The sequence below is a fragment of the Vogesella mureinivorans genome (genome assembly GCF_007644035.1).
GTDB classification, from domain to species: domain Bacteria; phylum Pseudomonadota; class Gammaproteobacteria; order Burkholderiales; family Chromobacteriaceae; genus Vogesella; species Vogesella mureinivorans.
Genome location: NZ_VMTV02000512.1, coordinates 17,015 through 39,309, shown reverse-complemented (window position 1 = coordinate 39,309; position 22,295 = coordinate 17,015). Strand labels below are relative to the sequence as shown.

Annotated in this window: 27 protein-coding genes; 7 read left to right on the top strand and 20 right to left on the bottom strand. The window is 62.4% G+C overall.

What is annotated here, in order from left to right:
* Positions 1-22 precede the first annotated feature (22 nt).
* Positions 23-1,051 carry a CDP-6-deoxy-delta-3,4-glucoseen reductase gene (locus tag FLQ44_RS13850; protein WP_147694856.1) on the bottom strand — a complete coding sequence of 343 codons (1,029 nt, stop codon included), beginning with the start codon at positions 1,049-1,051 and terminating at the stop codon, positions 23-25.
* Between the two features lie 33 nt (positions 1,052-1,084).
* Between FLQ44_RS13850 and FLQ44_RS13845 the strand changes: the two genes are divergently transcribed.
* Positions 1,085-1,957, top strand: a complete 873-nt coding sequence (locus tag FLQ44_RS13845; RefSeq protein ID WP_147694855.1) for an SDR family oxidoreductase — start codon at positions 1,085-1,087, stop codon at positions 1,955-1,957.
* Here FLQ44_RS13845 and FLQ44_RS13840 read toward each other — a convergent pair.
* A complete protein-coding gene (locus tag FLQ44_RS13840) occupies positions 1,954-2,577 on the bottom strand; it encodes a LysE family translocator (RefSeq protein ID WP_147694854.1) in 624 nt (207 codons plus the stop codon). The genes FLQ44_RS13845 and FLQ44_RS13840 overlap by 4 nt on opposite strands.
* Before the next feature lie 134 nt (positions 2,578-2,711).
* Here FLQ44_RS13840 and trmB point away from each other — a divergent pair, with 134 nt between their 5' ends.
* Complete coding sequence (trmB, locus tag FLQ44_RS13835; protein ID WP_147694853.1) at positions 2,712-3,392, top strand: tRNA (guanosine(46)-N7)-methyltransferase TrmB; 681 nt, start codon at positions 2,712-2,714, stop codon at positions 3,390-3,392.
* A 367-nt stretch (positions 3,393-3,759) separates the two neighbouring features.
* Positions 3,760-4,311 (top strand): pyridoxamine 5'-phosphate oxidase family protein, encoded by a 552-nt coding sequence (locus FLQ44_RS13830; protein WP_147694852.1) that lies wholly within the window; start codon positions 3,760-3,762, stop codon positions 4,309-4,311.
* Positions 4,312-4,632: 321 nt separating this feature from the next.
* Here the strand turns inward: FLQ44_RS13830 and FLQ44_RS13825 are convergent, their stop codons facing one another.
* A complete protein-coding gene (locus FLQ44_RS13825) occupies positions 4,633-5,112 on the bottom strand; it encodes a glutathione peroxidase (protein ID WP_147694851.1) in 480 nt (159 codons plus the stop codon).
* 53 nt (positions 5,113-5,165) lie between these two features.
* On the opposite strand from FLQ44_RS13825, the gene FLQ44_RS13820 reads away from it, so the two are divergent.
* Positions 5,166-5,642 carry a DUF1841 family protein gene (locus tag FLQ44_RS13820; RefSeq protein ID WP_147694850.1) on the top strand — a complete coding sequence of 159 codons (477 nt, stop codon included), beginning with the start codon at positions 5,166-5,168 and terminating at the stop codon, positions 5,640-5,642.
* Between the two features lie 79 nt (positions 5,643-5,721).
* Here FLQ44_RS13820 and FLQ44_RS13815 read toward each other — a convergent pair whose 3' ends face one another.
* The 11 genes from FLQ44_RS13815 to FLQ44_RS13765 form a co-directional block, all read right to left on the bottom strand.
* Positions 5,722-6,633 (bottom strand): MerR family transcriptional regulator, encoded by a 912-nt coding sequence (locus tag FLQ44_RS13815; RefSeq protein ID WP_147694849.1) that lies wholly within the window; start codon positions 6,631-6,633, stop codon positions 5,722-5,724.
* 46 nt (positions 6,634-6,679) lie between these two features.
* Positions 6,680-7,093: a nuclear transport factor 2 family protein gene (locus FLQ44_RS13810; RefSeq protein WP_147694848.1), complete on the bottom strand. Its 414-nt coding sequence runs from the start codon at positions 7,091-7,093 to the stop codon at positions 6,680-6,682.
* The gene (locus FLQ44_RS13805; RefSeq protein WP_147694847.1) at positions 7,090-7,863 is read right to left on the bottom strand and encodes an SDR family NAD(P)-dependent oxidoreductase; all 774 of its coding nucleotides are present in this window, start codon (positions 7,861-7,863) and stop codon (positions 7,090-7,092) included. Before FLQ44_RS13805 ends, FLQ44_RS13810 begins: the two co-directional genes overlap by 4 nt.
* On the bottom strand, positions 7,860-8,405 hold the full coding sequence (locus tag FLQ44_RS13800; protein WP_240801290.1) for a DUF3833 domain-containing protein: 546 nt from the start codon (positions 8,403-8,405) through the stop codon (positions 7,860-7,862). Before FLQ44_RS13800 ends, FLQ44_RS13805 begins: the two co-directional genes overlap by 4 nt.
* Positions 8,402-9,634 (bottom strand): MFS transporter, encoded by a 1,233-nt coding sequence (locus FLQ44_RS13795; protein WP_147694846.1) that lies wholly within the window; start codon positions 9,632-9,634, stop codon positions 8,402-8,404. Before FLQ44_RS13795 ends, FLQ44_RS13800 begins: the two co-directional genes overlap by 4 nt.
* Entirely contained in the window at positions 9,631-10,143 is a 513-nt protein-coding gene (locus FLQ44_RS13790; protein WP_147694845.1) for a chalcone isomerase family protein, read from the bottom strand. Before FLQ44_RS13790 ends, FLQ44_RS13795 begins: the two co-directional genes overlap by 4 nt.
* Positions 10,136-11,356: an SAM-dependent methyltransferase gene (locus FLQ44_RS13785; RefSeq protein ID WP_147694844.1), complete on the bottom strand. Its 1,221-nt coding sequence runs from the start codon at positions 11,354-11,356 to the stop codon at positions 10,136-10,138. The genes FLQ44_RS13790 and FLQ44_RS13785 overlap by 8 nt, the downstream gene beginning before the upstream one ends.
* Complete coding sequence (locus FLQ44_RS13780) at positions 11,356-12,114, bottom strand: DUF1365 domain-containing protein (RefSeq protein ID WP_147682956.1); 759 nt, start codon at positions 12,112-12,114, stop codon at positions 11,356-11,358. The genes FLQ44_RS13785 and FLQ44_RS13780 overlap by 1 nt, the downstream gene beginning before the upstream one ends.
* Positions 12,111-13,421 (bottom strand): NAD(P)/FAD-dependent oxidoreductase, encoded by a 1,311-nt coding sequence (locus tag FLQ44_RS13775; protein WP_147694843.1) that lies wholly within the window; start codon positions 13,419-13,421, stop codon positions 12,111-12,113. The genes FLQ44_RS13780 and FLQ44_RS13775 overlap by 4 nt, the downstream gene beginning before the upstream one ends.
* Positions 13,422-13,571: 150 nt before the next feature.
* Positions 13,572-14,525: a D-2-hydroxyacid dehydrogenase gene (locus FLQ44_RS13770; protein ID WP_147694842.1), complete on the bottom strand. Its 954-nt coding sequence runs from the start codon at positions 14,523-14,525 to the stop codon at positions 13,572-13,574.
* A gap of 7 nt (positions 14,526-14,532) precedes the next feature.
* The gene (locus FLQ44_RS13765; protein WP_147694841.1) at positions 14,533-15,312 is read right to left on the bottom strand and encodes a DUF2189 domain-containing protein; all 780 of its coding nucleotides are present in this window, start codon (positions 15,310-15,312) and stop codon (positions 14,533-14,535) included.
* A gap of 146 nt (positions 15,313-15,458) precedes the next feature.
* Between FLQ44_RS13765 and FLQ44_RS13760 the strand changes: the two genes are divergently transcribed.
* The gene (locus tag FLQ44_RS13760) at positions 15,459-15,785 is read left to right on the top strand and encodes an FKBP-type peptidyl-prolyl cis-trans isomerase (RefSeq protein ID WP_147694840.1); all 327 of its coding nucleotides are present in this window, start codon (positions 15,459-15,461) and stop codon (positions 15,783-15,785) included.
* A 66-nt stretch (positions 15,786-15,851) separates the two neighbouring features.
* Here the strand turns inward: FLQ44_RS13760 and FLQ44_RS13755 are convergent, their stop codons facing one another.
* Entirely contained in the window at positions 15,852-16,472 is a 621-nt protein-coding gene (locus FLQ44_RS13755) for a DedA family protein (RefSeq protein WP_147694839.1), read from the bottom strand.
* Between the two features lie 103 nt (positions 16,473-16,575).
* Here FLQ44_RS13755 and FLQ44_RS13750 point away from each other — a divergent pair, with 103 nt between their 5' ends.
* Positions 16,576-16,827: a hypothetical protein gene (locus FLQ44_RS13750; RefSeq protein WP_147694838.1), complete on the top strand. Its 252-nt coding sequence runs from the start codon at positions 16,576-16,578 to the stop codon at positions 16,825-16,827.
* Here the strand turns inward: FLQ44_RS13750 and FLQ44_RS13745 are convergent.
* Positions 16,821-17,066, bottom strand: a complete 246-nt coding sequence (locus FLQ44_RS13745) for a hypothetical protein (protein ID WP_227302640.1) — start codon at positions 17,064-17,066, stop codon at positions 16,821-16,823. The two genes, FLQ44_RS13750 and FLQ44_RS13745, sit on opposite strands and share 7 nt — an antisense overlap.
* Positions 17,067-17,298: 232 nt before the next feature.
* Positions 17,299-18,420 carry a ribosomal protein uL16 3-hydroxylase gene (locus tag FLQ44_RS13740; protein WP_147694837.1) on the bottom strand — a complete coding sequence of 374 codons (1,122 nt, stop codon included), beginning with the start codon at positions 18,418-18,420 and terminating at the stop codon, positions 17,299-17,301.
* Between the two features lie 140 nt (positions 18,421-18,560).
* Between FLQ44_RS13740 and FLQ44_RS13735 the strand changes: the two genes are divergently transcribed.
* Complete coding sequence (locus FLQ44_RS13735; protein WP_147694836.1) at positions 18,561-19,040, top strand: FKBP-type peptidyl-prolyl cis-trans isomerase; 480 nt, start codon at positions 18,561-18,563, stop codon at positions 19,038-19,040.
* A 60-nt stretch (positions 19,041-19,100) separates the two neighbouring features.
* Here FLQ44_RS13735 and FLQ44_RS13730 read toward each other — a convergent pair whose 3' ends face one another.
* The 3 genes from FLQ44_RS13730 to mgtE are packed head-to-tail and all read right to left on the bottom strand — an operon-like array spanning position 19,101 to position 22,087.
* Positions 19,101-19,829, bottom strand: a complete 729-nt coding sequence (locus tag FLQ44_RS13730) for a phosphatase PAP2 family protein (protein WP_147694835.1) — start codon at positions 19,827-19,829, stop codon at positions 19,101-19,103.
* A complete protein-coding gene (gene prmC / locus FLQ44_RS13725) occupies positions 19,826-20,641 on the bottom strand; it encodes a peptide chain release factor N(5)-glutamine methyltransferase (RefSeq protein WP_147694834.1) in 816 nt (271 codons plus the stop codon). Before prmC ends, FLQ44_RS13730 begins: the two co-directional genes overlap by 4 nt.
* A gap of 3 nt (positions 20,642-20,644) precedes the next feature.
* Entirely contained in the window at positions 20,645-22,087 is a 1,443-nt protein-coding gene (gene mgtE / locus FLQ44_RS13720; RefSeq protein WP_147694833.1) for a magnesium transporter, read from the bottom strand.
* Between the last annotated feature and the right edge of the window lie 208 nt (positions 22,088-22,295).

The following is a 22,295-nucleotide window of genomic DNA, read 5'->3' as shown; positions in this document are numbered from 1 at the left end:
ATTCAGCGCATAGCAATAAAACTTACTTACTACCGCTCATATCCTTGGACAAAAAGAAGGCATCCGAGAAGAACTCGTCCGCCGGCAAGCTGCGCTCACCGATAAAAGCTGTATGCGCGGCTTCCACCATCACCGGCGCGCCGCAGGCGTACACCTGGTAGCCGGCCAGGCTGTCGAAATCGTCCAGCACCGCCTGGTGTACAAAGCCGGTACGGCCTTGCCAGTTGTGCTCGGGCAGCGCGTCGGACACCACCGGAATAAAGGTGATATGGCTGTTCTGCGCCTGCCACTGGCCGGCCATCTCGGCCATATACAGGTCGGCCGGGGTGCGGGCGCCCCAGTAGAACACGATGGGGCGGGTAATGCCCTGATGGATGGCGTGCTCGATAATGCCCTTGATCGGGGCAAAACCGGTACCGCTGGCCACCATGATGATGGGTTTGTCGGAATCTTCGCGCAGGAAGAACGAGCCCAGCGGGCCCTTGAAGCGCATGATCTCTTTCTCTTTCATGGTGTTGAACACATAGTCGGAGAACGAGCCGCCAGGCTGGTGGCGAATATGCAGCTCGATGAAGGCGTCGTCGTGCGGCGCATTGGCAATGGAGAAGCTGCGCTTCTTGCCATCCTTCATCAGGATATCGATGTACTGGCCAGCCATGAACTGCAGGCGCTCGGACACCGGCAGCTTCAGCTTCAGCACGGCTACATCGTGGATTTTTTCGATCTTTTCCACGCGGCACGGCAAGGTCTTGATCTGGATATCACCGACACCCGCCACCTCGCGCGCTTCGATGGTGATGTCGCCCTTGGGCTTGGCACAGCAGAACAGCGCCATGCCCTGGGCACGGTCGGCTGCCGACAGCGCTTTGTCCTGCGCGCCACCGTGCTCGACTTCACCTTCTACAACCTTGCCCTTGCAAGCGCCACAGGCACCATCGCGGCAGCCGTACGGCAGGCCGACAGACTGGCGCAATGCCGCTTCCAGAATGGTTTCATGCGCTTCTACGCCAAAAGAATGGCCGCTCGGAAGCACCTTTACCTGACACGTCATCTTCTTCCCTTAAACTTCGCTAAAATGGCCGGCATGCGAACCTTGTTGATACTGGGCAGCGGCGATGTCGCCTTGCGCGCCCTTCCCCTGCTTACGCCACACTGGCGGGTCATTGCACTGCTACGCCGCCCGGAAGCCGCCGCCACCTGGCGCGCACATGGCGCGCTGCCGCTCTTGGCCAACCTGGACGACAAAAACAGCCTGTCGCGTATCGCGGGCCTGGCCGACGCCGTGCTGTACACCGCACCGCCGCCGGAACAAGGCCGTATAGACCCCAGAATGCGCAAGGTCTTGTCGCAGCTGGCAAAAACGGGGAGTCTACCACAGCAAATCGTCTATATCAGCACCAGCGGCGTGTACGGCAATGCCGATGGCAAGTGGCTGGACGAGACCGCCCCGCTGCGGCCAACCTCCCCCCGCGCCCAGCGCCGTGTCGATGCAGAACGCTGCCTGCGCGCCTTTGCCGTCGCCCACGGCACCGCGCTCACCATCCTGCGCGCACCCGGCATCTACGCCGCCGAGCGCCTGCCGCTGACCCGCCTGCAAAACGGCACCCCGCTGATCAACGCCAGCGAAGACAGCATCAGCAACCATATTCACGCCAGCGACCTGGCGCGCCTGTGCGCCGCCGCCCTGCAGCGCCGCCGCAGCGGCATTCGCGTGTACAACGCCTGCGACAGCCAGCCCCTGCCGGTAGGCGAATGGTACGACCAGCTGGCCGACACCCTGGGCCTGCCGCGCGCGCCGCGCCTGCCCCGCGCCCAGGTGCAGCAGCAGGTATCGCCCGGGCTGTGGTCCTTCATGGCCGAGTCGCGCCGCCTGAGCAATGCCCGCCTGCTGCGCGAGCTACCCGGCTGCCTGCATTACCCTACCGTCGGCCACCTGCTGCGCACACTGGAGCGCTAGCGCGATTGCCACAACAGCCGGCCCGCCAGCAAGGCAAACACGCCGCCCAGCACATACTGCGGCCAACGTCGGGCTGGGGCGGCCAGCAAACCTCGCGCCAGCCGGCTGGCCGCCACAATCACCACCCCATTCACCAATAGCCCTACCCCATTCAGCACCGTGGCCAGCAACAGGAACCACATCACCAGCGACCCATGCGTGGGCGGGACAAACTGCGGGAACAGTGCCAGCACGAACAAGGCCATTTTAGGGTTGAGCAAATTGGTCCACAGCCCTTGGCGAAAAGCCGTGCCCGCCGACAAGCCTGTACTGGCCGCCATCGCCGCCGCAGGCTGGCCACCGCGCACGCAGCCCCAGGCCAGGTACAGCAAATACCCCGCGCCAAGGTAGCGAATCAGATCGTAAGCCAGCGGCACACGCTGCAGCAGCTGCGACAAGCCCAAGGCAGCAGCCAGGGCATGGCAATACACCCCGGCCTGTATGCCGGCCAGCGTGGCAAAGCCGGCACGCACGCCCTGACTGGCGCTGCGTGAAGCGATCAGCAACATATCCGGCCCTGGTGTTAGCGCCAGCACCAACGCAGCCAGGGTAAACAGCGTGATATTTTCCATGCTCGGCATGGCGTATTCCTATTGAACAAGGCAAGACCGCAGCCTAAGTACCCGCCACCGGCAAGTCAACGCCGCGCCGCGCTATCCCGCAGGCGCAAGATTCGGTAACATCGCGATCTTTTTGCAGTTTTTGAGTTCGCACCATGGAAAATCCAGGCTTCAAGCGCGCCATTCGCAGCTTTGTACTGCGTCAGGGCCACCTCTCCGCTTCCCAGCAACGCGCCATCGACGAAGGCATGCCGCGCTGGGGTATCGAATACCGCCCCGAGCAGCTGGACCTGGCCCAGGCCTTTGGCCGCGACGCGCCCAAGATTCTGGAAATCGGCTTTGGCATGGGCGGCGCCACCGCCGAGATTGCGGCCAACATGCCGCAGCACGACTACCTGGGCGTAGAAGTCCACAGCCCGGGCGTGGGCAACCTGTTCAAGCTGATCGAAGAAAAGCAGCTCACCAACCTGCGCCTGCTGCGCCACGACGCGGTAGAAGTGCTGGACAATATGCTGGCCGACGGCAGCCTGGACGGCGTGCATATTTTCTTCCCCGACCCGTGGCACAAAAAGCGCCATAACAAGCGCCGCCTGATCCAGGCCCCGCTGGTAGAAAAGCTGGTGAAAAAGCTGAAACCGGGTGGCTACCTGCACGCTGCCACCGACTGGGAAGACTACGCCATCCAGATTCTGGAAGTCTTCAACGGCAACACAGACCTGCAGAACACCGCCGAGGCCTACGCGCCGCGCCCGGACTACCGCCCGCTGACCAAGTTCGAAGCCCGCGGCATCCGCCTGGGCCACGGCGTGTGGGACATCATCTTTACCCGCAAGTAAGACGCGGGTAAGCGTCAAAAAGACGGCCAACCTGCACCGCTATAGGGGGTAAAAGCGCACAGATAGTGTGATGGGCTTCCCCTCATCAGCCCGCATGGTTGGTTAACCGTAATAGAAATGCCCCGGCCTCGGCCGGGGCATTTTTTTATGGGCTGTCGAGCGCATTAAGAGCCCCGTTCATCACTACTCCAGTAAATGTGGCGCGGCAGTGCCATCTGGCTGCGTGCTTTCAAGCTTCTACTACTTTGCATGCTTGGAAAATAATTAACGATACACATACCATCATTCTTTATGCGCACTAGCAGACCAAATATATATACATATGCATATGTGTATATTTCACGTTAGGCCTTTTGGGGAGCTTCTCATGGCACAACAGTATGACCGTCTCTCAGAGAAACACATCGCATTCATTGGTGCGCAAAGAATGTTCTTTGTTGCAACAGCCACTGCTGAAGGCCGTGTGAATGTTTCGCCAAAGGGCATGAACTCATTCAGGGTGCTTGATAGCAATCGGGTAGCTTGGCTCAACGTTACCGGGAGTGGCAACGAAACTGCGGCGCATGTTCAGTTAGCCCCCAGAATGACAATCATGTTTTGCTCGTTTGAAGGTCCCCCACAGATTCTTCGGCTTTATGGAACGGCAAAAGCCATCCACCGAATCGACCCCGAGTGGATCGACCTCCTCGGTCGATTTGAAACGCTGCCAGGAACGCGTCAAATTTTCGACATGCACGTGGACATGGTTCAGACATCGTGTGGCATGGCTGTGCCCTTGTACTCCTACGAGGGCGATAGAGATCTGCTACGGAATTGGGCCACAAAGCAAGGAGAGGCAGGCATTTCGAAGTACTGGCACGACAAGAATCAGCTGAGCATCGACGGAATCAAAACTGGCATTGTTGAAAAAAACAGCTAGAAGGTTCGTGCCATATCACCACTTAAAGCATCCATCAACCGCCTAACTCGGCGTTCAACGCGGGGGCCAACACAGGCCATGCCTTCGGTATTTCCATGGCCTGCATTGGTATCCGCCGCGTTTCGCGCTACAGCGCTGGTGAACCAGGGGCGTTAAGCCCGCAAACCGAAGGGCGCACTAGATTGGACTGGGGTCATCGGAAGCGTTTCCGACCTTACGACAGGTTGAATTATTTCTACGCCACTAGCGCCGCCCCCCTCCCCCTTCGGCCAACATTAAGCACTGCAGGCTAGCGGTGTTTATCAACGCCAGCACCGGCAACTAGCCACCCAGCAGCGCCTCGATATCCGGCAGCAGCTCGTGCGGCTCGGCCGCCGGCTCGTAGCGTTTGACCAGCCGGCCTTTGCGGTCGATCAGGAACTTGGTGAAGTTCCATTTCACCGGGTGCGGGTGGCCGCTTTCCACGCCGGTAAGCCATTGCCACAGCAGGCTGGCGGCGGGGCCGTTGACGTCGCCTTTGGCAAACAGCGGGAAGCTCACGCCAAAGCGTGTCTGGCAAAACGCGGCGATGTCGTCTGCGCTGCCTGGCTCCTGCCCACCAAACTGGTTGCACGGGAAAGCCAGTACGGTAAAGCCGCGCGCGGCCAGGGCGGCCTGTAGTTCCTGCAGGCCCTGGTACTGGCGGGTATAGCCGCATTCACTGGCGGTATTCACCACCAGCACCACCTGGCCCAGGTAATCGGCCAGGGGCTGCGGGCGGCCATCGGCCAGGTTGGCCGTAAAGCTGGCAAGCGTGGTCATGGTGCGTGTGTCTCCGTATAATGCTGATTTCCCGAACAAATCAGTCAACAATCATGTTTGCACCCAGCCGGCAGGATGCCCGTCGTTTCTTTTTTGATACCTGGCAAAAACAGCAAGCCGGCCACCCGCTCAGCGACCTGGAAAAGCTGCTGGCTAGCGTGATCGCCGCCCACCCCGAGTACCACGCCATCCTCAGCCGCCCCGAGCAGTACGGCGAGCGCGAATGGCTGCCGGAGCAAGGCGAAACCAACCCCTTCATGCACATGAGCATGCACCTGGCGGTGGAAGAACAGCTGTCCATCGACCAGCCTTTCGGCATTCGTACCCTGTACCAGCAGCTGCTGGCCAAAACCGGCAGCGAACACGACACGCAGCACGAGGTGATCGACTGCCTGGGCGAAATGATCTGGCAGGCGCAGCGCTACGGCGGCGGGCCGGATGTGAACGTGTACCTGTCCTGTATTCGCGGCAAACTGGGCCTGGACCCGGAGAACGAACGCCGCCTGAACCTGAAAGACATGGACGACTAGGCCATCCGGCCGGTTTAACGAAAAGGGGCCACATTGCTGGCCCCTTTGTTATGGTCAAGTCGTCACGGTTTTGCAAACCCTAGCCGGCAGGCCGGGCGCGCCACTGCGCTACCAGCCCGTCCAACTGCGATAGCTCGGCCAAGTGGCGCACATTGGCGGGTAGCTGGCGCAGGCTACGGCAGCCGCCGCCCCCTACCCACAGCGTAACGCCCCCCGGCAGCTGGCTGGCCAGCAGCTCGATGGCACTGGCCGGGTTGCCTTCGTACGCGCCAGAGAACGACAGGACGATCACGTCGACCTTATGCTTCATCGCGGCAAAAGCGATGTCCTGCAGCGGCATCTGCGCGCCAAAAGCGATGGCCTCGCAGCCGTCCAGCCGTAGCAGGGCCTCTACCATCAGCAGGCCCAGTACGTGCAGCTCGCCTGGCGGCGTGGTCAGCATCACGCGTGGCGACATGGCCCCGGCCGGAATGGCCGCCAGGGTTTCGCGCATCACGCGGCTTACCGCCTCGGAATACAAGTGTTCTTCGGCAATCTGCAGCTCGCCGCGCATCCACGACTCGCCTACCAGCTGGTTGGCCTCGGGCAGAAAGTCGCAGGCAAAGCGGCGCAGGCCCAGCTCCAGCATGCGGTGGCGCAAGTAGGCGCGCGTGGCTTGCGCGTCGTGGCTTTGCAGCGCGGCCAACAAGCCCTGGCACACGTCGGACACCTGGCGCTGCGGCGTGTGCTCGGTGGCAAGCGCCTGCAGCTGGGCATCGCTCATCACCATCAGCTTGCCGGGGCGAAAACCCAGGTCCAGCAGGCGGCGGATCAGCCGCAGCCGCGCCAGATCGGCCTGCGAGTACAGGCGGTCGCCGGCGGCGTCACGCGCAGGCTGCGGGAAGCCGTAGCGGCGCTCCCACATGCGCAGCAGGTCTTTGGGGATGCCGGTTTCGCGCTCAATGGCGGCAATCGGCAGGCCGGTGGCGTCGTTTTCGGGCAGTTCGTTCATGATTTGTACAGGGCCGCAAGCGACAATACATTAACAAAGGCGGGCATTATGCCACGCGCCGTTTCAGGCAGCGCAGCAGGCCGCCCAGTAATGGCAGCTTTTCGTACAGGCCTTCGGCGGCGTCCCAGTAGTCGCGGTGGTCTACGATGCGGCCATCGCTGCCCAGCACGAACAGGGTGCCGCCGTGGATGCACTGCGGCTTGCCCAGCATGGCAAAGGTAAAGTCCCAGGTGACAAAGGCCTTGTCGCCCTGCCCGATGACTTCGCCAATGACAAAGCGCGGCTCGGCCACGCTGCGGAACATGCGCGCGTACAGCGCCTTGATCTGCGAGCGCCCCTTGATGGCGTTAAAGGGGTCGCGAAAGCTGGCGCCGTCGGCGTATACCGCGTCGATTTCGTCCAGCGTGGCGGGGGAAAGGGTTGCAAACCAGTCCAGATGGCGGGCAAGTGCGGGGTTCATAGTCCGGTTACCTTGTGTGCAAGCCAGAAATACAGGCGGTAGGGCAGGTGTGCGGCCAACTTCAGCGCACGCGTGAAACGCTTGGGGAAATGGATATCAAACTCGCCGCGCGCCAGGCCGCGCAATATTTCGTCGGCGGCTTGCTGCGGGCTGATCAACGCGGGCATGGCAAAGTCGTTTTGCGCGGTAAGCCGCGTGGTCACAAAGCCGGGGTTCACCACATACACGCCGATGCCGTGCGGGTGCAGGTCCAGGTACAGCGTTTGTGCCAGGTGGTTTACCGCCGCCTTGGTGGCACCGTATACCAGGCCATTGCTCATGCCGGCCCAGCCGGCCACGCTGGCCACCAGCACCAGCCCGCCGCCCTGCTGCGCCATCAGCTGCGGCACGTTGGCCGCCACACCGTACAGGCTGGCCAGCAGGTTCACGTTCACCAGGCGCTGCGCGGCTTCCGGCGTGAGCTCCCAGGCGCGTAACGGGGTGTAGTCGCCCGCCAGCATCACCACCAGGTCGATGCGCCCCCAGCTGGCCAGCAAGGCGTCGCGCACGCGCTGCCAGTCTTCCGGCACGGTGGCGTCCATCACGTGCACCTGCATGCGTTCTTGCCCGGCCGCCACGGCCTGCAGCGCCGCCTCGGTGCGGCCGGACAGCGCCACGTGGGCGCCCTGCTGCTGCAAGGCCTGCGCCAGCGCCGCGCCTATGCCATGGCCGGCGCCTACCAGCCACACGCGCTGGCCGTGCCAATCACGCAGCTTGGGGTTCAGGCTCACGGCTGTGCCCCTTTGCGGAAGAACAGCGTGACTTCGCCGAGCTTGATGCCCCATTTGCTCATCACCGAGCGGTTCAGTACCGTGCGCTCGTCCAGCTGGTACATCCAGTCGTCGAAGCGCACTTCGTACACGGTGCCGTCTACCGGCAGGCGCAGGGTGTAATCCCAGAACAGGGCAAAGCCTTCGGTGCGGCCACTGGCCTGGCCAACCACGTCATCCGCGGTACCGGTGTAGCGGCCGTCGGGCAGCTTTTTCAGTGTCCAGATGCGGCGCTGCTTTTCACCGTCGTCGTAGGTAAAGTGCTCGTCCAGCACGCCGGTATCGCCCTGCCAGCTGGCGTTCATCTGCACGGTAAAGCGGCGTATCACCTTGCCGCTGCGGTCCTGGAAGGTGCCTTGCGCCGTGACCGGGCCGTCAAAGTAGGTTTTCAGGTCAAACGTTGGCCGCGTACCGCGGTAGTCGTCGATACTGGCGGTACTGCAGCCACCCAGTGCCAGTGCCGCCATCGCGGCCACCAGCCAAGCCCATCGTTTCCACATCATGCTGCTCCTTGTGTTGGTGGCCGGTACAGCAACCACCCCAACGCCATCAATTTGAAGAATGCCGGCAATGCCGCGTACACCCACATCAGGCCACCGGCTGTCTGGCCGGGCGCGTAGCCGGCCCACTGCGCCAGCGGCAGCGCCACACCGGCAGCCACGGCCAGCGCCAGCTTGTTGAGCATGGACACGGCACCGAACACCGCACCGCCGGCCTGCTGTACGCGGGCCCCCAGTGCGTCTGCCACCAGCGCGCTGGCAAAGGCCAGGTCGGCGCCCAGCGCCACGCCGGTCAGCACGCACACCAGGGTAAAGCCGGCGATATCCCCAGCAGCCAACAGCGGCACCGGCATAAAACCCAGCAGGGCCAGCGCCATGCCAACGCGCCAGGCGCGCACCTTGCCTATGCGGTCGGCCAGCCACACCCAGCCAGGCAGCGATACACCCGCCGCCACAAAGTACGCCAGCAAAAACACGCCCGTCTGTGCACTGGCCTGCAGCACGTCGGCCACGTAAAAGTTCAGCAAGGTCGCCGGTATGGCCATGGCCACCGCATTCAGCAGCAGCACCACGCCGGCGGCACGCAGGGCGCTATCACGCCACCAGGGTGGCCCCGCTGCCGCGGCGGCCTCTTGCGCGGCAGGCGCGGGGGGCCGTGGCGCCCAGACTGCGGCCAACCCGGCCAACACCGCCAGGGGCAACAGCACCCAGACAAAGCGCTGCATGGCAGCCAGCTCGCCCACGCTGCTGGCCCACCACGCCGGCAGCGCTGCCGCCAGCAGCACACCGGCCAGCCCCCAGCCCTCGCGCCAGGCCGCCACACGTGCCCGCCCGGCAGGCGTAGGCCACAGCGCGGCGCCGTAACGAAGCAGGGCAATGGTGAGCCAGCCATGCGCCAGGTACACCAGCAGCAGCGCGCCAGATAGCTGCAGCCACAGCGGCCAGCCCGGCTGGGGCCACAACATCCAGGCAAAGCCCGCAACGGCAGCCATGGCGGCCAACCCTGCCGCCAGACGCAGCGCGCCACGCGCCAGGCGGTCTTGCCATTGCCCCAGCAGCGGGTCCAGCACGGTGTCCAGCAGCCGGGTCACAAACAGCAGCAAGCCCAGGCTGGATAGCGCCATGCCAAAATCCCGTGCGTACAACGCCGGCAGATGCAGGTAAACCGGCAGGGCCAGCATGGCAAGCGGCATGGCGGCCAGGCCGGCCAGCGCCAGCTGCAGCGGCGTCATCCGCGGCCGTTCAGCAGCTGCTCGCGCAGCGCAGGCGCGCGCGAGGCCGGGTCTAGCCAGATACGAAAGAAAGTCCGCGCCAGCAGCGGGTCGTCTACCGTGCGGGTATGGCGGCCGTTGTGCCAGAAGCGCAGGCTGTTGCCATCGAATGCGCCGACGATTTCATCGCCCTGCCGCACATCGGGAATGGCCGCTGTCAGCGCCTCGCGCCAGCTGGTACGGCGGTTTTCCGGCAGGCCGTAGCGCTGCATTTCTTCCAGGCTGATATCGACGATTTTGGCCGACGGGATATCGCGTGCGTAGCGCAGCGACAGCGCAAACGGCCGCGCCCAGTCAAACGACTGGCCTTGCTGGGTATACAGCGTGGCGTCGTACAGCTTGAAACCGAACCAGCGCAAATTGCCCTGCCCCAGCGGGCGCAGGTTAGCGAGCTCTGCAGGCAGGGCCATCACCACCTCCGTAACCATCAAGCCGGCGAGCAAGGCGCCGGTAGCCAGCCACCTAGACATGACGTGTCATCTCCAGCTGGCACACATCGGTACGCCCGGCATCAAAACCGGCAATGCAATAAAAGAAGTAAAACTGCCACAGGCGCACAAAAGCCTCATCAAAGCCCTGGGCGCGCACGCGCAGCTGCACGGCGTCGAAGTCTGCCAGCCAGCGGCGCAGCGTTTCGGCGTAATCGGCACCAAAGGTGTAGCGGTCGCTCAGGCGCAGGCCGGCACTGGCAATGTGCTGATCCAGCTGGCCGGGCGAAGGCAGCATGCCGCCGGGGAAGATGAACTGCTGGATAAAGTCGGTACTGCTGCGGTAGCGCGCAAAGTATTCGTCGCCAATGGTAATCACCTGAACCACGGCCTTGCCGCCCGGCTTCAGCCGCGCGTGCAGGGTGGAGAAGTAGGACGGCCACCAGCGCTCGCCCACCGCCTCCAGCATCTCGATGGACACGATATGGTCAAACTCGCCCTCGATATCGCGGTAGTCCTGCAGGCGCAGGTCGGCCTGCGCGGCCAGCCCTGCTGCGGCCAACCTGTGCTGCGCCCAGGCCAGCTGCTCGGTAGACAGCGTCACGCCGGTAACATGTACGCCACGGGTGCGGATGGCGTATTCGGCAAAACCGCCCCAGCCACAGCCGATTTCCAGAATGCGCTGCCCGGGCTGGGCATCCAGCCGCTGCAGGATGCGCTCGTACTTGGCCCACTGCGCCGACTCCAGGCTCTGGCGGTAGTTACCGTCAAACACCGCCGACGAGTAGCTCATGCTGGGGTCCAGCCACAGCTTGTAAAACTCGTTGCCCAGGTCGTAATGCGCGTGGATATTGCGGCGGCTGCCCTTGCGCGTATTGGCGCGGGTCAGGTGGCGCAGCAGGTAGCCTACCTTACCCAGCCAGCTGCCGTGGATGGCCTGCTCTACTGCAGCCTCGTTCTGTAGCGCCAGGCGCATCAGCGCTACCCAGTCGGGCGAGCTGACCTGGCCGTCGCGCCAGGCTTCGGCCAGGCCAATGTCACCGGCCAGGGCAATGCGGCGCAGCGCGCGCCAGTCGTGAATATGCAGGGCAGCATCCAGCCCGGCGTGGCGGCCGCTGTAGCGCTGCTGGCTGCCGTCCGGCCCTATCAGTAATAGTTGGCCGTACAGTAGCCGGCTCAGGCCTGCCAGCAGTGGGCGGGCGTACCATGGCGCACGTAGCGCCTGCGGGTTTAGCGAAGGATTCAGGGTAGTCATCACACACTCCGGGAATCGGTTGGCGGCGTGGCGGGCACGCCTTGTTTGCCAAAAAAGGGAACTCGTTTGCGCCACAGCTGCAGCGCCTGCCAGTGAATGCGCGCCCACACGGCAAAGGTCAGCGTGGCGCAGCCCAGCACCAGCCGCCATACCCTGGCCGCCCCCACCGGCTGCGGCCAACCCTGCTGGGTGGCGACAAAGTCGGTGCTGTTGCCATCGCGGCTATAGGCAATGCGCACGCTAAAGCGCCCATCTGCCTGGCGGGCAAAGCGAAAGCCGTAGCTGCCTTCCACCTGGAAAAACGGCGACACGTGCAGGGCTTTGGGCGCGGTAAAGCTTTCGCGCGCCAGCATCGGGCGCCAGTCCGGGTGATGCACGCAGTAGTCGTGGTGCTCGCCAAAGGTATTGCTGACTTCTACCCATACCGCCCGCAGCGCGGCGGCGCGGTCGAATACCAGATAAAAGCTCACCGGGTTAAAGGCATAGCCCAGCACGCCGGGCAGGGTGTGCAGCTCGATACGGCTGGCGTCGTGAAAGCCGGCTGCGGCCAACCTTTGCGTGAGCCACGGCCACAGGGCACTACCGTCACGCGGGCCGTGGCGGCGGCGCAGCCAGCGCACGCCGGGTGCCAGGCGGTGTGCCGGCACGTCACCATCGGGCAGGCTCACCGCTACCCAACTATGGCGGTAGGCAAACTGGTGCTGCGCCGGCTGGCGGCGGCCGTGCCATACCTGGCCGGCATACAGCTGCACGCTCATGGGGTAGCCCCGGCCAGCTGCGGCAGCGGCGCGTGCGCGGCCACCGGCTGGCTGATGTCCCACGGCACGCTGGCGCCCAGGCCCTGGGCCACCGCCATACCGGCCTTGAGGCCGTCTTCATGAAAGCCATAGCCTGCCCACGCACCGGCAAACCAGGTGCGCTGGCGGCCCTGGATCTGTGCCAGCGCCTGCTGGGCGGCAATGGCGTCGCGGTCGAATACCGGGTGGGCGTAGTCAAACTCGGCCAACACGCCCTGCGGCTGGCGATAGGGGTTGAGCGTGACGATCACGGGCTGCTGGAAGGGTAGCTGCTGCAGGGTATTGAGCAGATAGCTCACCATCACCGGGGTGTCGCTCTCCCCTGCCCGGCCAACGCGGTAATTCCACGCGGCCCAGGCTTGCTGGCGCTCGGGCAGGAAACTGGCATCGGTATGCAGCACGGCGCGGTTGGGCTGGTAGCGCAGCCGCGACAGCACGTCGGTTTCCGCCGGGCTGGCATCGGCCAGCAGGGCCAGCGCCTGGTCGCTGTGGCAGGCCAGTACCAGGTGGTCGAAGCGCTCCTCGCCGTGGCGGCTATGCACGGTGACACCGTGGGCATCGCGCTGCACACGCTGCACCGGGCTATCCAGCCGCAGGCCGGGCAGGTCTTGCAGCATGCGCTGCACGTACACGCGCGAGCCGCCTTGTACGGTTTTCCACTGCGGGCGGTCCAGCACCTGCATCAGGCCGTGGTTCAGGCAGAAATCAAAGAAGGTCGCGGCGGGAAAGGCCGCCATGTCGCGGGTGGAGCTAGACCAGATGGCCGCGCCCATGGGTAGCAAGTACCAGTCGCGCAGCGGTTGGCCATAACCGTGGCGGTTCAGCAGCTGGCCCAGGGTGTCGCCGGTAGCGCGGGCTTCGTCGCGCAGCGCCGGGGCCTGGCGGTGCAGGCGCAGGATATCGCGCAGCATGTGCCAGAACGCCGGGCGCAGCAGGTTGCGCTTCTGGGCAAACAGGGTAAACAGGTCGCTACCCGCCCATTCGAGCTTTTCCTGGTCCAGCGCCACCGAAAACGTCATGTCGGTGTGGTACGCCGGCACACCGAGCAGGGCAAACAGGCGGATCAGGTTGGGATAGGTGCGGTCGTTGTGCACCAGAAAGCCGGTATCGACTGGTGCCGTTACCCCCTCCAGGGTCACGTCTACGGTATTGCTATGGCCACCGGCGTAGCTACCCGCTTCGAACAGGGTTACCTGGTGGCCGCTGCGTGCCAGCAGCCAGGCTGCCGACAGGCCGGCAATGCCTGCCCCCGCTACTGCAATGTGCATATTGTCTTCCTTGTGCCTAATATCAAACCACGCCAACGCTGGATGATGATTATATTGTCTATGCTTTGTACTGTACAAAACGGATTAGTTCAACAAAAAACCCGCTTTCGCGGGTTTTTTGTTAATAGCGGATACCTTAGCCGGTACAGCTCAATCCAGCCGGTTCTGCCGGTGGCCTTGCTGCCATGCTGTCACGTTCGCCACCAGCTGTGCGGCCAACCTGTCCATGGCCTCGCGACTAGCCCAGCCAACATGTGGGGTAACGATCAGGTGCGGCAAGCGCGCTTTCAGCAGCGGGTTGCCTTCGCGCGGCGGCTCTACCGACAGCACATCAAAGCCGGCGCCGCCAATCTGGCCGTATTTCAGCGCCGCCACCAGGGCTTCCTCGTCCACTAGCCCGCCGCGGGCGGTATTTATCAGAATGGCACCTGGCTTCATCGCCATCAGCTCTGGCTGGGCAATCAGGTTGCGGGTGCTGTCGTTCAGCGGGCAGTGCAGGGAAATCACGTCGGAGGTGGCCAGCAAGGTATCAAACGCTACGTAGCCATCACGCACCGCATCCGCGCCCTTGCGCTCGCCAAACTGCACCTGCATGCCAAAGGCCCGGGCGCGGCTGGCCATGGCCTGGCCGATACCACCACTGCCGAAAATACCCAGCGTCGCGCCCTGCAGGTCTCGGATAGGGGCACCGAAATGGCAGAACTGCGGCGCGTTTTGCCATACCCCGGCGGCCACATCGCGCTGGTAAGCCGGCAGATTGCGCATCAGCGCCATCATCAGCATAAAGGCGTGTTCGGCCACGGTCTCGTCACCGTAGTGGCGGATGTTGGCCACCGCCACGCCCTGGCGGCGGCAGGCGTCGATATCGATATGGTTATAGCCGGTGGCGGCGATCGCCAGCATTTTCAGCTGTGGCAATGCGGCCAGGGTAGCGGCGTCGAACGGTACTTTATTGGTGATGACCACGTCGGCCTCGGCGCAGCGGGCCACGATATCGTCGCGACCACAGGCGGCGTACTCGGTATACGCGTGGGCAAAGGGAAACGCCGGCAGCGGCACCGGCAGGCTGTCTCGGTCCAGAAACACAATACGCAAGGGGGTCATGGCGGGTTCAGCATTCGTAGGAAATAAGGGCGCGGTAGGCATGCCAGCTCGACAAGCCCAATAGCGGGGCCACCAGCAACAGCCCGACAAACTGGCTGGCCAAGCCTATCGCAACAAGTGCCACGATCATAGCCGCCCACACCGCCATCGTCACCCCGTTGCGGGCGACCACCTGCAGGCTGGCCTGCATGGCGGTGACCGCATCGATCTCTTTATCCAGCAACATGGCACAGGTGCAGATGCTCAGCGCCAGCAGCAGCAGCAGTACAAACAGTAAGGACACCGCCGCCCAGCTCAGCAGCAAAGCCAGGTTATCGCCGTGCAGCAAGCCTGGCAGCAGGGCTTCCAGCCGTGGCAGGCGGCCTTGGTCAAACAGGGCAAACAACAGCAATGAGCTGCCCGCCCAGGCACAAGACAGCAGTGCCATCACACAGCCATACAGTGCCAACGCACCAGGGTTGGCGCGCCAGGCCAGCGCGCTGTGCAGCAACATCACGCGGCCACCGTTAAATGCCTGCTGCTGCCGGGCGATATCGTACAGACCCGCTGCCAGAAACGGGCCCAGCATCCAGCAAGCCGCGGCCAGCGCCAGTGCCAGCCCGGGAAAATACTGCAGCAGATACGCCAGAGCATAGGCCATCAGCACATAGCCGGCCCCGTACAGCAGGGCATCTGCTGGCGTACGCTGCAGGTCTCGCCAGCCCAGTTTCAGCCAGCGCAAAGGGGCGGCCAAGCCCTGGCGCTGCACCACGATATGCTGCTGCGTAGCCAGACAAAGTAGCGTCATCGTTCCACTCCCTTCAGCACTTCTATTAGTTGATTGCCTCTTTTTTTATAAGATACTGATTGGCATATATAAAAGCAGTCGCCCACAGGCTCTAGCATGGCTGATAGAATGGCGCCCTGATCAATGCGGTAACGAAGGACATCACAATGGCAGAACTGATCATCGAAGATCTGGTGACAGGCGAAGGTAAAGACGCAGTAGCAGGCGAAGAAGTCACCGTGCACTACACCGGCTGGCTGACTGACGGCACCAAATTCGACTCCAGCAAAGACCGTTTCCAGCCGTTCAGCTTCCCGCTGGGCGAAGGCTACGTGATCAAGGGCTGGGATCAGGGCGTACTGGGCATGAAAGTGGGCGGCAAACGCAAGCTGACCATCCCGGCCGAACTGGGCTATGGCGCACGCGGCGCCGGCGGTGTCATCCCGCCTAATGCCACGTTGGTATTCGAAGTAGAGCTACTGCAGGTAGGCTAAGCCTGCCCGCCATGAAAAACGCCCCGCGGCCTGTGCCCGGGGCGTTTTTCATGCATGCGGCCAACCTTAAGCACCGGCATTCGCCGCCTTGCGCTTTTTACGCCAGAAATACACACCCAATACCAGCCCTGCCACGGCCAGGGCAATCAGGATACCCGCCTGGCCACGATGCACCATGTGCATCAGCCATTCACGGTTACGCGCACCGAAATAACCCAGGTAAACCCACACCGGTACCGAGATGAGCGCTGCAAAACCGTCCATCATCAGGAAGCGCCAGTAAGGAATACGCCGCGTCATCCCCGCCGTCAGAAAGATGGGCGAACGCAAACCCGGCAAGAAGCGGGCCACAAACAACACCCAGTTACCGTAGCGGGCAAACTTTTCCTGGGTGGCGGCAAAACGCTCGGGGGTCATGATCTTGGCTACCGGGCGAAAGCGCAGCACGCGCTCACCGTACAGACGGCCCGCGGCGAACATGATGCCATCACCCACCAGCACCCCGGCCATCCCCACGGCAAACATCCAGTGCACATTGGTGTAGCCCAGGCCAGAAATGATGCCACCAGCCACCAGGGTAATGTCTTCAGGAATCGGCACGCCAAAACCGCAGACCAATAAGACGATGAATACGGCAAAGTAGCCATACCCGGTAAAGAAGTCGAGAAGGAGTTGCAGGATGTCCATGTCTGCCCGAGGTTCGGAGAAAGATAAGCGAGCCACTTCGACCGTTACCCGGCGCAGCGGTTCAAAACGGCAGCCATCATATCACAGCCCCTGCAGGCGGCTTATGACCAACATCGCGGCACATCCAAACCCGGCAGGAAACTGCAGCAGCCAACCGCCACGCAAAGCCCAAACAGGCTCGGACCGGCAAAATCCATTTTGTATGAAAATATTTTACGACAGTGTAGTGGCCGCACAAGTTGTGCTCGCCAAAGACAAGACGGGAAAAGCAGAAAGAAGCAACGCAGAAACAACAGGCAATAAAAAACCGGCCCGAAGGCCGGTTTTCATGCAATCACGAAAACGTGATTACTGAGCAGCGGAAGCAGCCGGAGCGGATGCGTCAGCAGCCGGAGCGGAAGCGTCAGCAGCAGGAGCGGAAGCTTCAACAGCAGGAGCGGAAGCTTCAACAGCAGGAGCGGAAGCTTCAACTGGAGCTTCTTCTTTTTTACCGCAAGCGGACAGAGCAACGGCCAGCAGGGCAGCAACGATGAGCGACTGTTTCATTTGTGTATTACCTTTGAAAGTAAGTGTTGAACAAGACGTCTGGTTCACTACTCTCTCTCAAAAAAATTCCAGACAGAGAAAGCAGTGTAGATACTGTCAGTGCGCAAATTCTAGCACGAATAAAATTGTTGGGAAGGGGGTAAACGCTAATTTATTGCGGATATTTGCATTGTCGATGCTGCATCGCAACATATCTCTAACGCCAAGCCGCCTTCTTTCGATAAAAAATCTTCGTTTACGATCACTTACCTTGCATCATTCATGCTACAGCAGGATTACGCTAGGCCGCGATATGCCACCAACCCGACAGATAACCCTCGAACAACAAAGGCATCATACTGTCGGACAATCGGGCAGATTCCAGCTGTCGCGTATTGGCTAACCGTTGCCAGGCGGCCAACTGCGCCGGTTCGCTTTCCAACAGCTGTCCGTTGCAGTACAGCATGTCATTAACATAAAGAATCTGGCTTTTCAAATCCAGAACAATGCCATGCTCCTTTGCCAGCCCGGCAAAGGTTTCCTCATCCAGCTCGTCTTCCGCCCCTTCATAAAACACGTGCGGCTTGGGTTCGGTCAGGTAGTGGCCCAGAAAGTCGGCCACCACTTTTTTATCCCAGCTGATCTGCTGCAGCATCTGGCTCACCTGCTCCACCATGGCATCGCTAATCTGTGCTGGCGCAGCCTGTTGTTGCAAATCCGGGTCGGCATAGCGGCCTTGTACGCAAATGCGGTCTTGCAGGTACACCAGAAACTCGGTGGCTATTTCCTGCGCGGATGGCGCACGGAAACCGATGGAGTACGTCATGCCAGGCTCCAGCGCCACACCGTAGTGCGCGTATTTGGGCGGCAGATACAGCATGTCGCCGTGCTCCAGGATGAACTCTTCTTCGACCTGAAAATCTTTCAGTACCTTGATTGGCGCATCTTCAATGAACGATTCGTCTTGTTGCGACGAAATCTGCCAGCGCTTGCGGCCACCTACCTGCAACAAGAAAACATCATATGAATCGAAATGCGGGCCGACCGTGCCCCCCGGCGGGGCGTAGCTGATCATCAGGTCATCCAGCCGTGCATACGGCATGAAATCGAAACGCCACAAAATATCGGCAATATGCGGCAGGTGGTGATTGACGTTCTGCACCAGGATGGTCCAGTCGGTTTCTGGCAGGCGGCGCAGGCGGCCGGCACGGAACGGGCCACGCTCCAGGTGCCATTTGCCCTGCTTGTATTCGATCAAGCGGGATTCCACGTCTTCATCGGCGGCCAGCTTGGCCAGCCAGGCGTAGTCCACGTGTTCGCCGACATCTTGCAGGGCGCCACGGATGAGCAAGGGCTTTTTATGCCAGTACTCTTTTAAAAAAGTCTCGGCGGTCATGCCGCCCAGAAGTTCGATTGGTTTCATGGCAGATTCTCGTTACGCATTCAGGCAATGGTTTACAATACGGGGATATCTGTTTTGCGCCGGATTTTGCTGCAGCCCAAGGCTTGCCGGCCTGCGATGCATCAAGATTCCCTTTCTTTTCTCTACGACGGTACCGCCTCATGCAAATCGTTAAAAACTCGGTCGTAACCATTCACTACGAAATGTACGACGCCGACAACACCATGCTCGACAAAACTGAAGAGCCAATTGCTTACCTGCATGGCGGCTACGACGGCATTTTCCCGCTGGTGGAAGAAGCACTGCACGGCAAGGCTGTGGGTGAATCCATCACTGTAACCCTGACCCCGGACGACGCCTTTGGCGAGCCGGAAGAAGAGCTGGTGCGCGTAGAGCCGCTGGACGTACTGCCGGAAGAAGTGGAAGTCGGCATGATGTTCGAAGCAGACGACCCGGAAACCGGCGACGTGATCCTGTTCCGCGTAACCGACGTAGCCGACGGCAAAGCCGTACTGGATGGCAACCACCCACTGGCTGGCCTGACCATCCGCTTCCAGGCAACCGTGGCAGAAGTTCGCCCGGCTACCCCGGACGAAATCACCCACGGCCACGCCCACGGCGAGCACGGCCACCATCACTAAGCCTTCCGCCAGGAACGCTGATGACAAAACGGGGCGCACGCCCCGTTTTTTGCGCCCACGCTACTTGGCAGGCGCCGTTTTACCCAGCAGCACCGCCATGCACAACCCCAGCGTGAGCTGGTTATACAGCACATACGCCTCGTTCGGCCTGCCCTGCCCCAGTTTCCACACCGTTACCGCCACCAGCACCAGCGCCAGGGCTTTTACCGCCTGTAGCAGCAAGGCCGTGGGCGCGGCACTTTTGCCTACCCGCCCGGCCAGATGGGCCAAGGCAAACCCGCAAGCGGCACCGGCCAGCACGTCCAGCGGCCAGTGCACCCCGATCGCCAGGCGCGACAGGCACACCAGTGCGGCCAACAATGCCAGGCCAAGCTGGGTAGGCAGCGAGCGGCGCGGCATCAGCACACCCGCCAGCACACCCACGGCAATAGCATGGCCGGAGGGAAACGAAGCGTTACCCGGCAGCACATCCAGCAAGCTTACCGTGCCGGCAGGCAATACCAGCGGCGGGCGCAGCACATCAAAACCGGCTTTCAGCCCGATACTGGCCAGCACACCAGCCAGCCCCAGCGCCACCATGCGTGGCAACAAGGCGGGCTGTCGTGCGGCCAACAGCAGCAACACGCCGATCACCAGCGTCCACTCGCCCGCCATGCTCAGCAGCCGCCACACTACGCCCGGCACCACGGCCAAGGCGTGATGCAGGGTAATGAACAATGGCTGATTCACCCCGGCAAGCCACACCAGCAGCGCCAGTGCGGACAGCAACAGCACCATCAGGCGTGTCATGGCTGGCACCCAAGCGTCACGCGGTCCAGCCCCGCCAGATCCGGCAAGGTGTGCACCTGCTGCAGACCAGCCTGCTCGAACAATAGCCGGCAAGCCAGGCCCTGGTCGTAACCGTGCTCCACCATCAGCCAGCCCCCTGCGGCCAACCTGGCCGGGGCAGCGGCGGCAATGGCACGCAGGCAATCCAGGCCATCGTTACCATCGGTCAGCGCCATGCGCGGCTCGAAGCGCACGTCGCCTTCCCCCAGGTGATGATCTGCTGCATCGATATACGGCGGGTTGCTGACAACCAGCTCGTACTGCGCATCCGCCGGTAGCGGGTCGAACCAGCTGCCGTGATGAAAAGCCACCGGTGCGCCCAGCGCGGCAGCGTTGGCCGCGGCCATGGCCAATGCATCCGGCGACAGGTCTACTGCCGCCACCTGCCAGGCGGGGGCTTCCAGCGCCAGCGTCACCGCGATGGCACCGCTGCCGGTGCCCAGGTCTACCACGCGGGCGCCAGCCTTGCGGCCAACCTTGTCCAGCGCGGCCTCTACCAGGTGCTCGGTTTCCGGGCGCGGTATCAGCACGGCCGGGCTCACGGCAAAGCGGCGGCCGTAAAACTCGCGCTCGCCCAGCAGATAGGCCACCGGCTCGCCGGCCAGGCGGCGCTGGGCCAGCTGGCAGAAGGCTTGCCACTGGGCATCCGGCAGCAGATCGGGGCCGGCGGAGACCATGGCGCTGTGGCTCAGGCCGCTGACGTGCGCCAGCAGTAGCCGGGCCTCCAGCCGTGGCAAGTCAACATGGCGTAATGCTTCGTTTAGCGTAGGCATGGTTTACAGCAAGAACAGGCTGGCGAGGCCCAGGAAAATGAAGAAACCGCCAGAGTCGGTACACGCGGTAATCAGCACGCTGCTGCCTACCGCCGGGTCTTTGCCGAAGCGCTCCATCATGGTGGGAATCAGCACCCCCATGGACGCGGCCAGCATCAGGTTCAGCGTGGTGGCGGCCAACATCACCAGGCCCAGCGCGAAGTTGCCGTACAGCATCCACGCCAGTACGCCCAGTGCGCCGCCCCATACCACACCGTTAATCACCGACACGCCCAGCTCTTTGCGCCACAGGCGGTTGGCCTGCCCCGGCTGCAGCTGGCCCATGGCCAGGGCGCGCACGATCATGGTAATGGTCTGGTTGCCGGAGTTGCCGCCAATACCGGCCACAATCGGCATCAATGCGGCCAACGCTACCAGCTTTTCGATACTGCCTTCAAAGGCGCCAATCACCCGGCTGGCCACAAAGGCGGTGCACAGGTTGATGGCCAGCCAGGCCCAGCGGTTTTTGACCGAGTCGATTACCGGGGCAAACAGGTCTTCCTCTTCTTTCAGGCCGGCCAGATTCAGCGCCTCGGTTTCCGATTCCTCGCGGATCAGATCCACCATCTCGTCCACGGTGAGGCGGCCAATCAGCACGCCGTGCTCGTCCAGCACCGGGGCGGTGACCAGGTCATAGCGCTCGAAAGCCAGCGCGGCGTCGGCGGCGTCTTCTTCCGGGCGGAAGCTCACCACCTCGGTGGCCATCACCTCTTCGACCAGCGCGTCGGTATCGGACACCAGCAGCTTGCGCACCGGCAGCACGCCCTTGAGCACGCCGTCTTCGTCGGTGACAAAAATCTTGTCGGTCTGGCTGGGTAGCTCGTCGAACCGGCGCAGGTAGCGCAGCACCACCTCGCAGCTCACGTCGGCGCGAATCTTCACCAGCTCGAAGTCCATCAGGGCACCGACCTGGTGCGCCTCGTACGACAACACCGACTGCAGCTGCTGGCGTTCTTCTTCGTCCAGGCCGCCCATCACCTCGTACACCACCTGGCGCGGCAGGTCGGCGGCCAGGTCGGCCAGCTCGTCGGCGTCCAGCTGCTCGGCAGCGGCCACCAGCTCGTGCTGCTCCATCGATTCGATCAGCGATTCGCGTACCGCGTCAGACACCTCCAGCAGGATGTCGCCTTCGTCTTCGCTATCCACCAGGTTCCACACCAGCAGGCGGTCTTCCAGCGGCAGGGCTTCCAGAATGTAGGCGATATCCGCCGGGTGCAGGGCTTCGAGCTTGTGTTCCAGCTCGGCCAGGTTTTGCTTGTGAACGAGCGATTCCACCAGGTCATGCCGTGGCATGTCCTGGCGGTGCACAAGGTCCTCTACCAGGCGATGGCGCTCGATAAGGCGCTGCACCTGGGTAAGGCTGTCTTGCAGACGATCGGTGGGTTGTTTCTTGTCGACAACCGTCATGCACGTCTCCTTCCGCCTTTGGCGGGAATGACGCTGCATCCGGCAAAAAGGCGGGGCTAGTAGTGAGCCGTAATGGCTAAATCAGATGAGTAATAACTGGGTAAGTCCATGAGTTACACCGCGCTCCTGCGCAGCTATCACGAAAGAGGCGAAATTGTAGCATGCGAAGCGGCACGCAACCAGCGCAGACGGGGCGCAAAGCCTGGCG

What these genes read in the sequence shown, in the direction of transcription:
- FLQ44_RS13850 (WP_147694856.1), bottom strand. Translation starts at nt 1,051, where the DNA reads ATGACGTGTCAGGTAAAGGTGCTTCCGAGCGGCCATTCTTTTGGCGTA.
- FLQ44_RS13845 (WP_147694855.1), top strand. Translation starts at nt 1,085, where the DNA reads ATGCGAACCTTGTTGATACTGGGCAGCGGCGATGTCGCCTTGCGCGCC.
- FLQ44_RS13840 (WP_147694854.1), bottom strand. Translation starts at nt 2,577, where the DNA reads ATGCCGAGCATGGAAAATATCACGCTGTTTACCCTGGCTGCGTTGGTG.
- trmB (WP_147694853.1), top strand. Translation starts at nt 2,712, where the DNA reads ATGGAAAATCCAGGCTTCAAGCGCGCCATTCGCAGCTTTGTACTGCGT.
- FLQ44_RS13830 (WP_147694852.1), top strand. Translation starts at nt 3,760, where the DNA reads ATGGCACAACAGTATGACCGTCTCTCAGAGAAACACATCGCATTCATT.
- FLQ44_RS13825 (WP_147694851.1), bottom strand. Translation starts at nt 5,112, where the DNA reads ATGACCACGCTTGCCAGCTTTACGGCCAACCTGGCCGATGGCCGCCCG.
- FLQ44_RS13820 (WP_147694850.1), top strand. Translation starts at nt 5,166, where the DNA reads ATGTTTGCACCCAGCCGGCAGGATGCCCGTCGTTTCTTTTTTGATACC.
- FLQ44_RS13815 (WP_147694849.1), bottom strand. Translation starts at nt 6,633, where the DNA reads ATGAACGAACTGCCCGAAAACGACGCCACCGGCCTGCCGATTGCCGCC.
- FLQ44_RS13810 (WP_147694848.1), bottom strand. Translation starts at nt 7,093, where the DNA reads ATGAACCCCGCACTTGCCCGCCATCTGGACTGGTTTGCAACCCTTTCC.
- FLQ44_RS13800 (WP_240801290.1), bottom strand. Translation starts at nt 8,405, where the DNA reads ATGATGTGGAAACGATGGGCTTGGCTGGTGGCCGCGATGGCGGCACTG.
- FLQ44_RS13795 (WP_147694846.1), bottom strand. Translation starts at nt 9,634, where the DNA reads ATGACGCCGCTGCAGCTGGCGCTGGCCGGCCTGGCCGCCATGCCGCTT.
- FLQ44_RS13790 (WP_147694845.1), bottom strand. Translation starts at nt 10,143, where the DNA reads ATGTCTAGGTGGCTGGCTACCGGCGCCTTGCTCGCCGGCTTGATGGTT.
- FLQ44_RS13785 (WP_147694844.1), bottom strand. Translation starts at nt 11,356, where the DNA reads ATGACTACCCTGAATCCTTCGCTAAACCCGCAGGCGCTACGTGCGCCA.
- FLQ44_RS13780 (WP_147682956.1), bottom strand. Translation starts at nt 12,114, where the DNA reads ATGAGCGTGCAGCTGTATGCCGGCCAGGTATGGCACGGCCGCCGCCAG.
- FLQ44_RS13775 (WP_147694843.1), bottom strand. Translation starts at nt 13,421, where the DNA reads ATGCACATTGCAGTAGCGGGGGCAGGCATTGCCGGCCTGTCGGCAGCC.
- FLQ44_RS13770 (WP_147694842.1), bottom strand. Translation starts at nt 14,525, where the DNA reads ATGACCCCCTTGCGTATTGTGTTTCTGGACCGAGACAGCCTGCCGGTG.
- FLQ44_RS13765 (WP_147694841.1), bottom strand. Translation starts at nt 15,312, where the DNA reads ATGACGCTACTTTGTCTGGCTACGCAGCAGCATATCGTGGTGCAGCGC.
- FLQ44_RS13760 (WP_147694840.1), top strand. Translation starts at nt 15,459, where the DNA reads ATGGCAGAACTGATCATCGAAGATCTGGTGACAGGCGAAGGTAAAGAC.
- FLQ44_RS13755 (WP_147694839.1), bottom strand. Translation starts at nt 16,472, where the DNA reads ATGGACATCCTGCAACTCCTTCTCGACTTCTTTACCGGGTATGGCTAC.
- FLQ44_RS13750 (WP_147694838.1), top strand. Translation starts at nt 16,576, where the DNA reads ATGACCAACATCGCGGCACATCCAAACCCGGCAGGAAACTGCAGCAGC.
- FLQ44_RS13740 (WP_147694837.1), bottom strand. Translation starts at nt 18,420, where the DNA reads ATGAAACCAATCGAACTTCTGGGCGGCATGACCGCCGAGACTTTTTTA.
- FLQ44_RS13735 (WP_147694836.1), top strand. Translation starts at nt 18,561, where the DNA reads ATGCAAATCGTTAAAAACTCGGTCGTAACCATTCACTACGAAATGTAC.
- FLQ44_RS13730 (WP_147694835.1), bottom strand. Translation starts at nt 19,829, where the DNA reads ATGACACGCCTGATGGTGCTGTTGCTGTCCGCACTGGCGCTGCTGGTG.
- prmC (WP_147694834.1), bottom strand. Translation starts at nt 20,641, where the DNA reads ATGCCTACGCTAAACGAAGCATTACGCCATGTTGACTTGCCACGGCTG.
- mgtE (WP_147694833.1), bottom strand. Translation starts at nt 22,087, where the DNA reads ATGACGGTTGTCGACAAGAAACAACCCACCGATCGTCTGCAAGACAGC.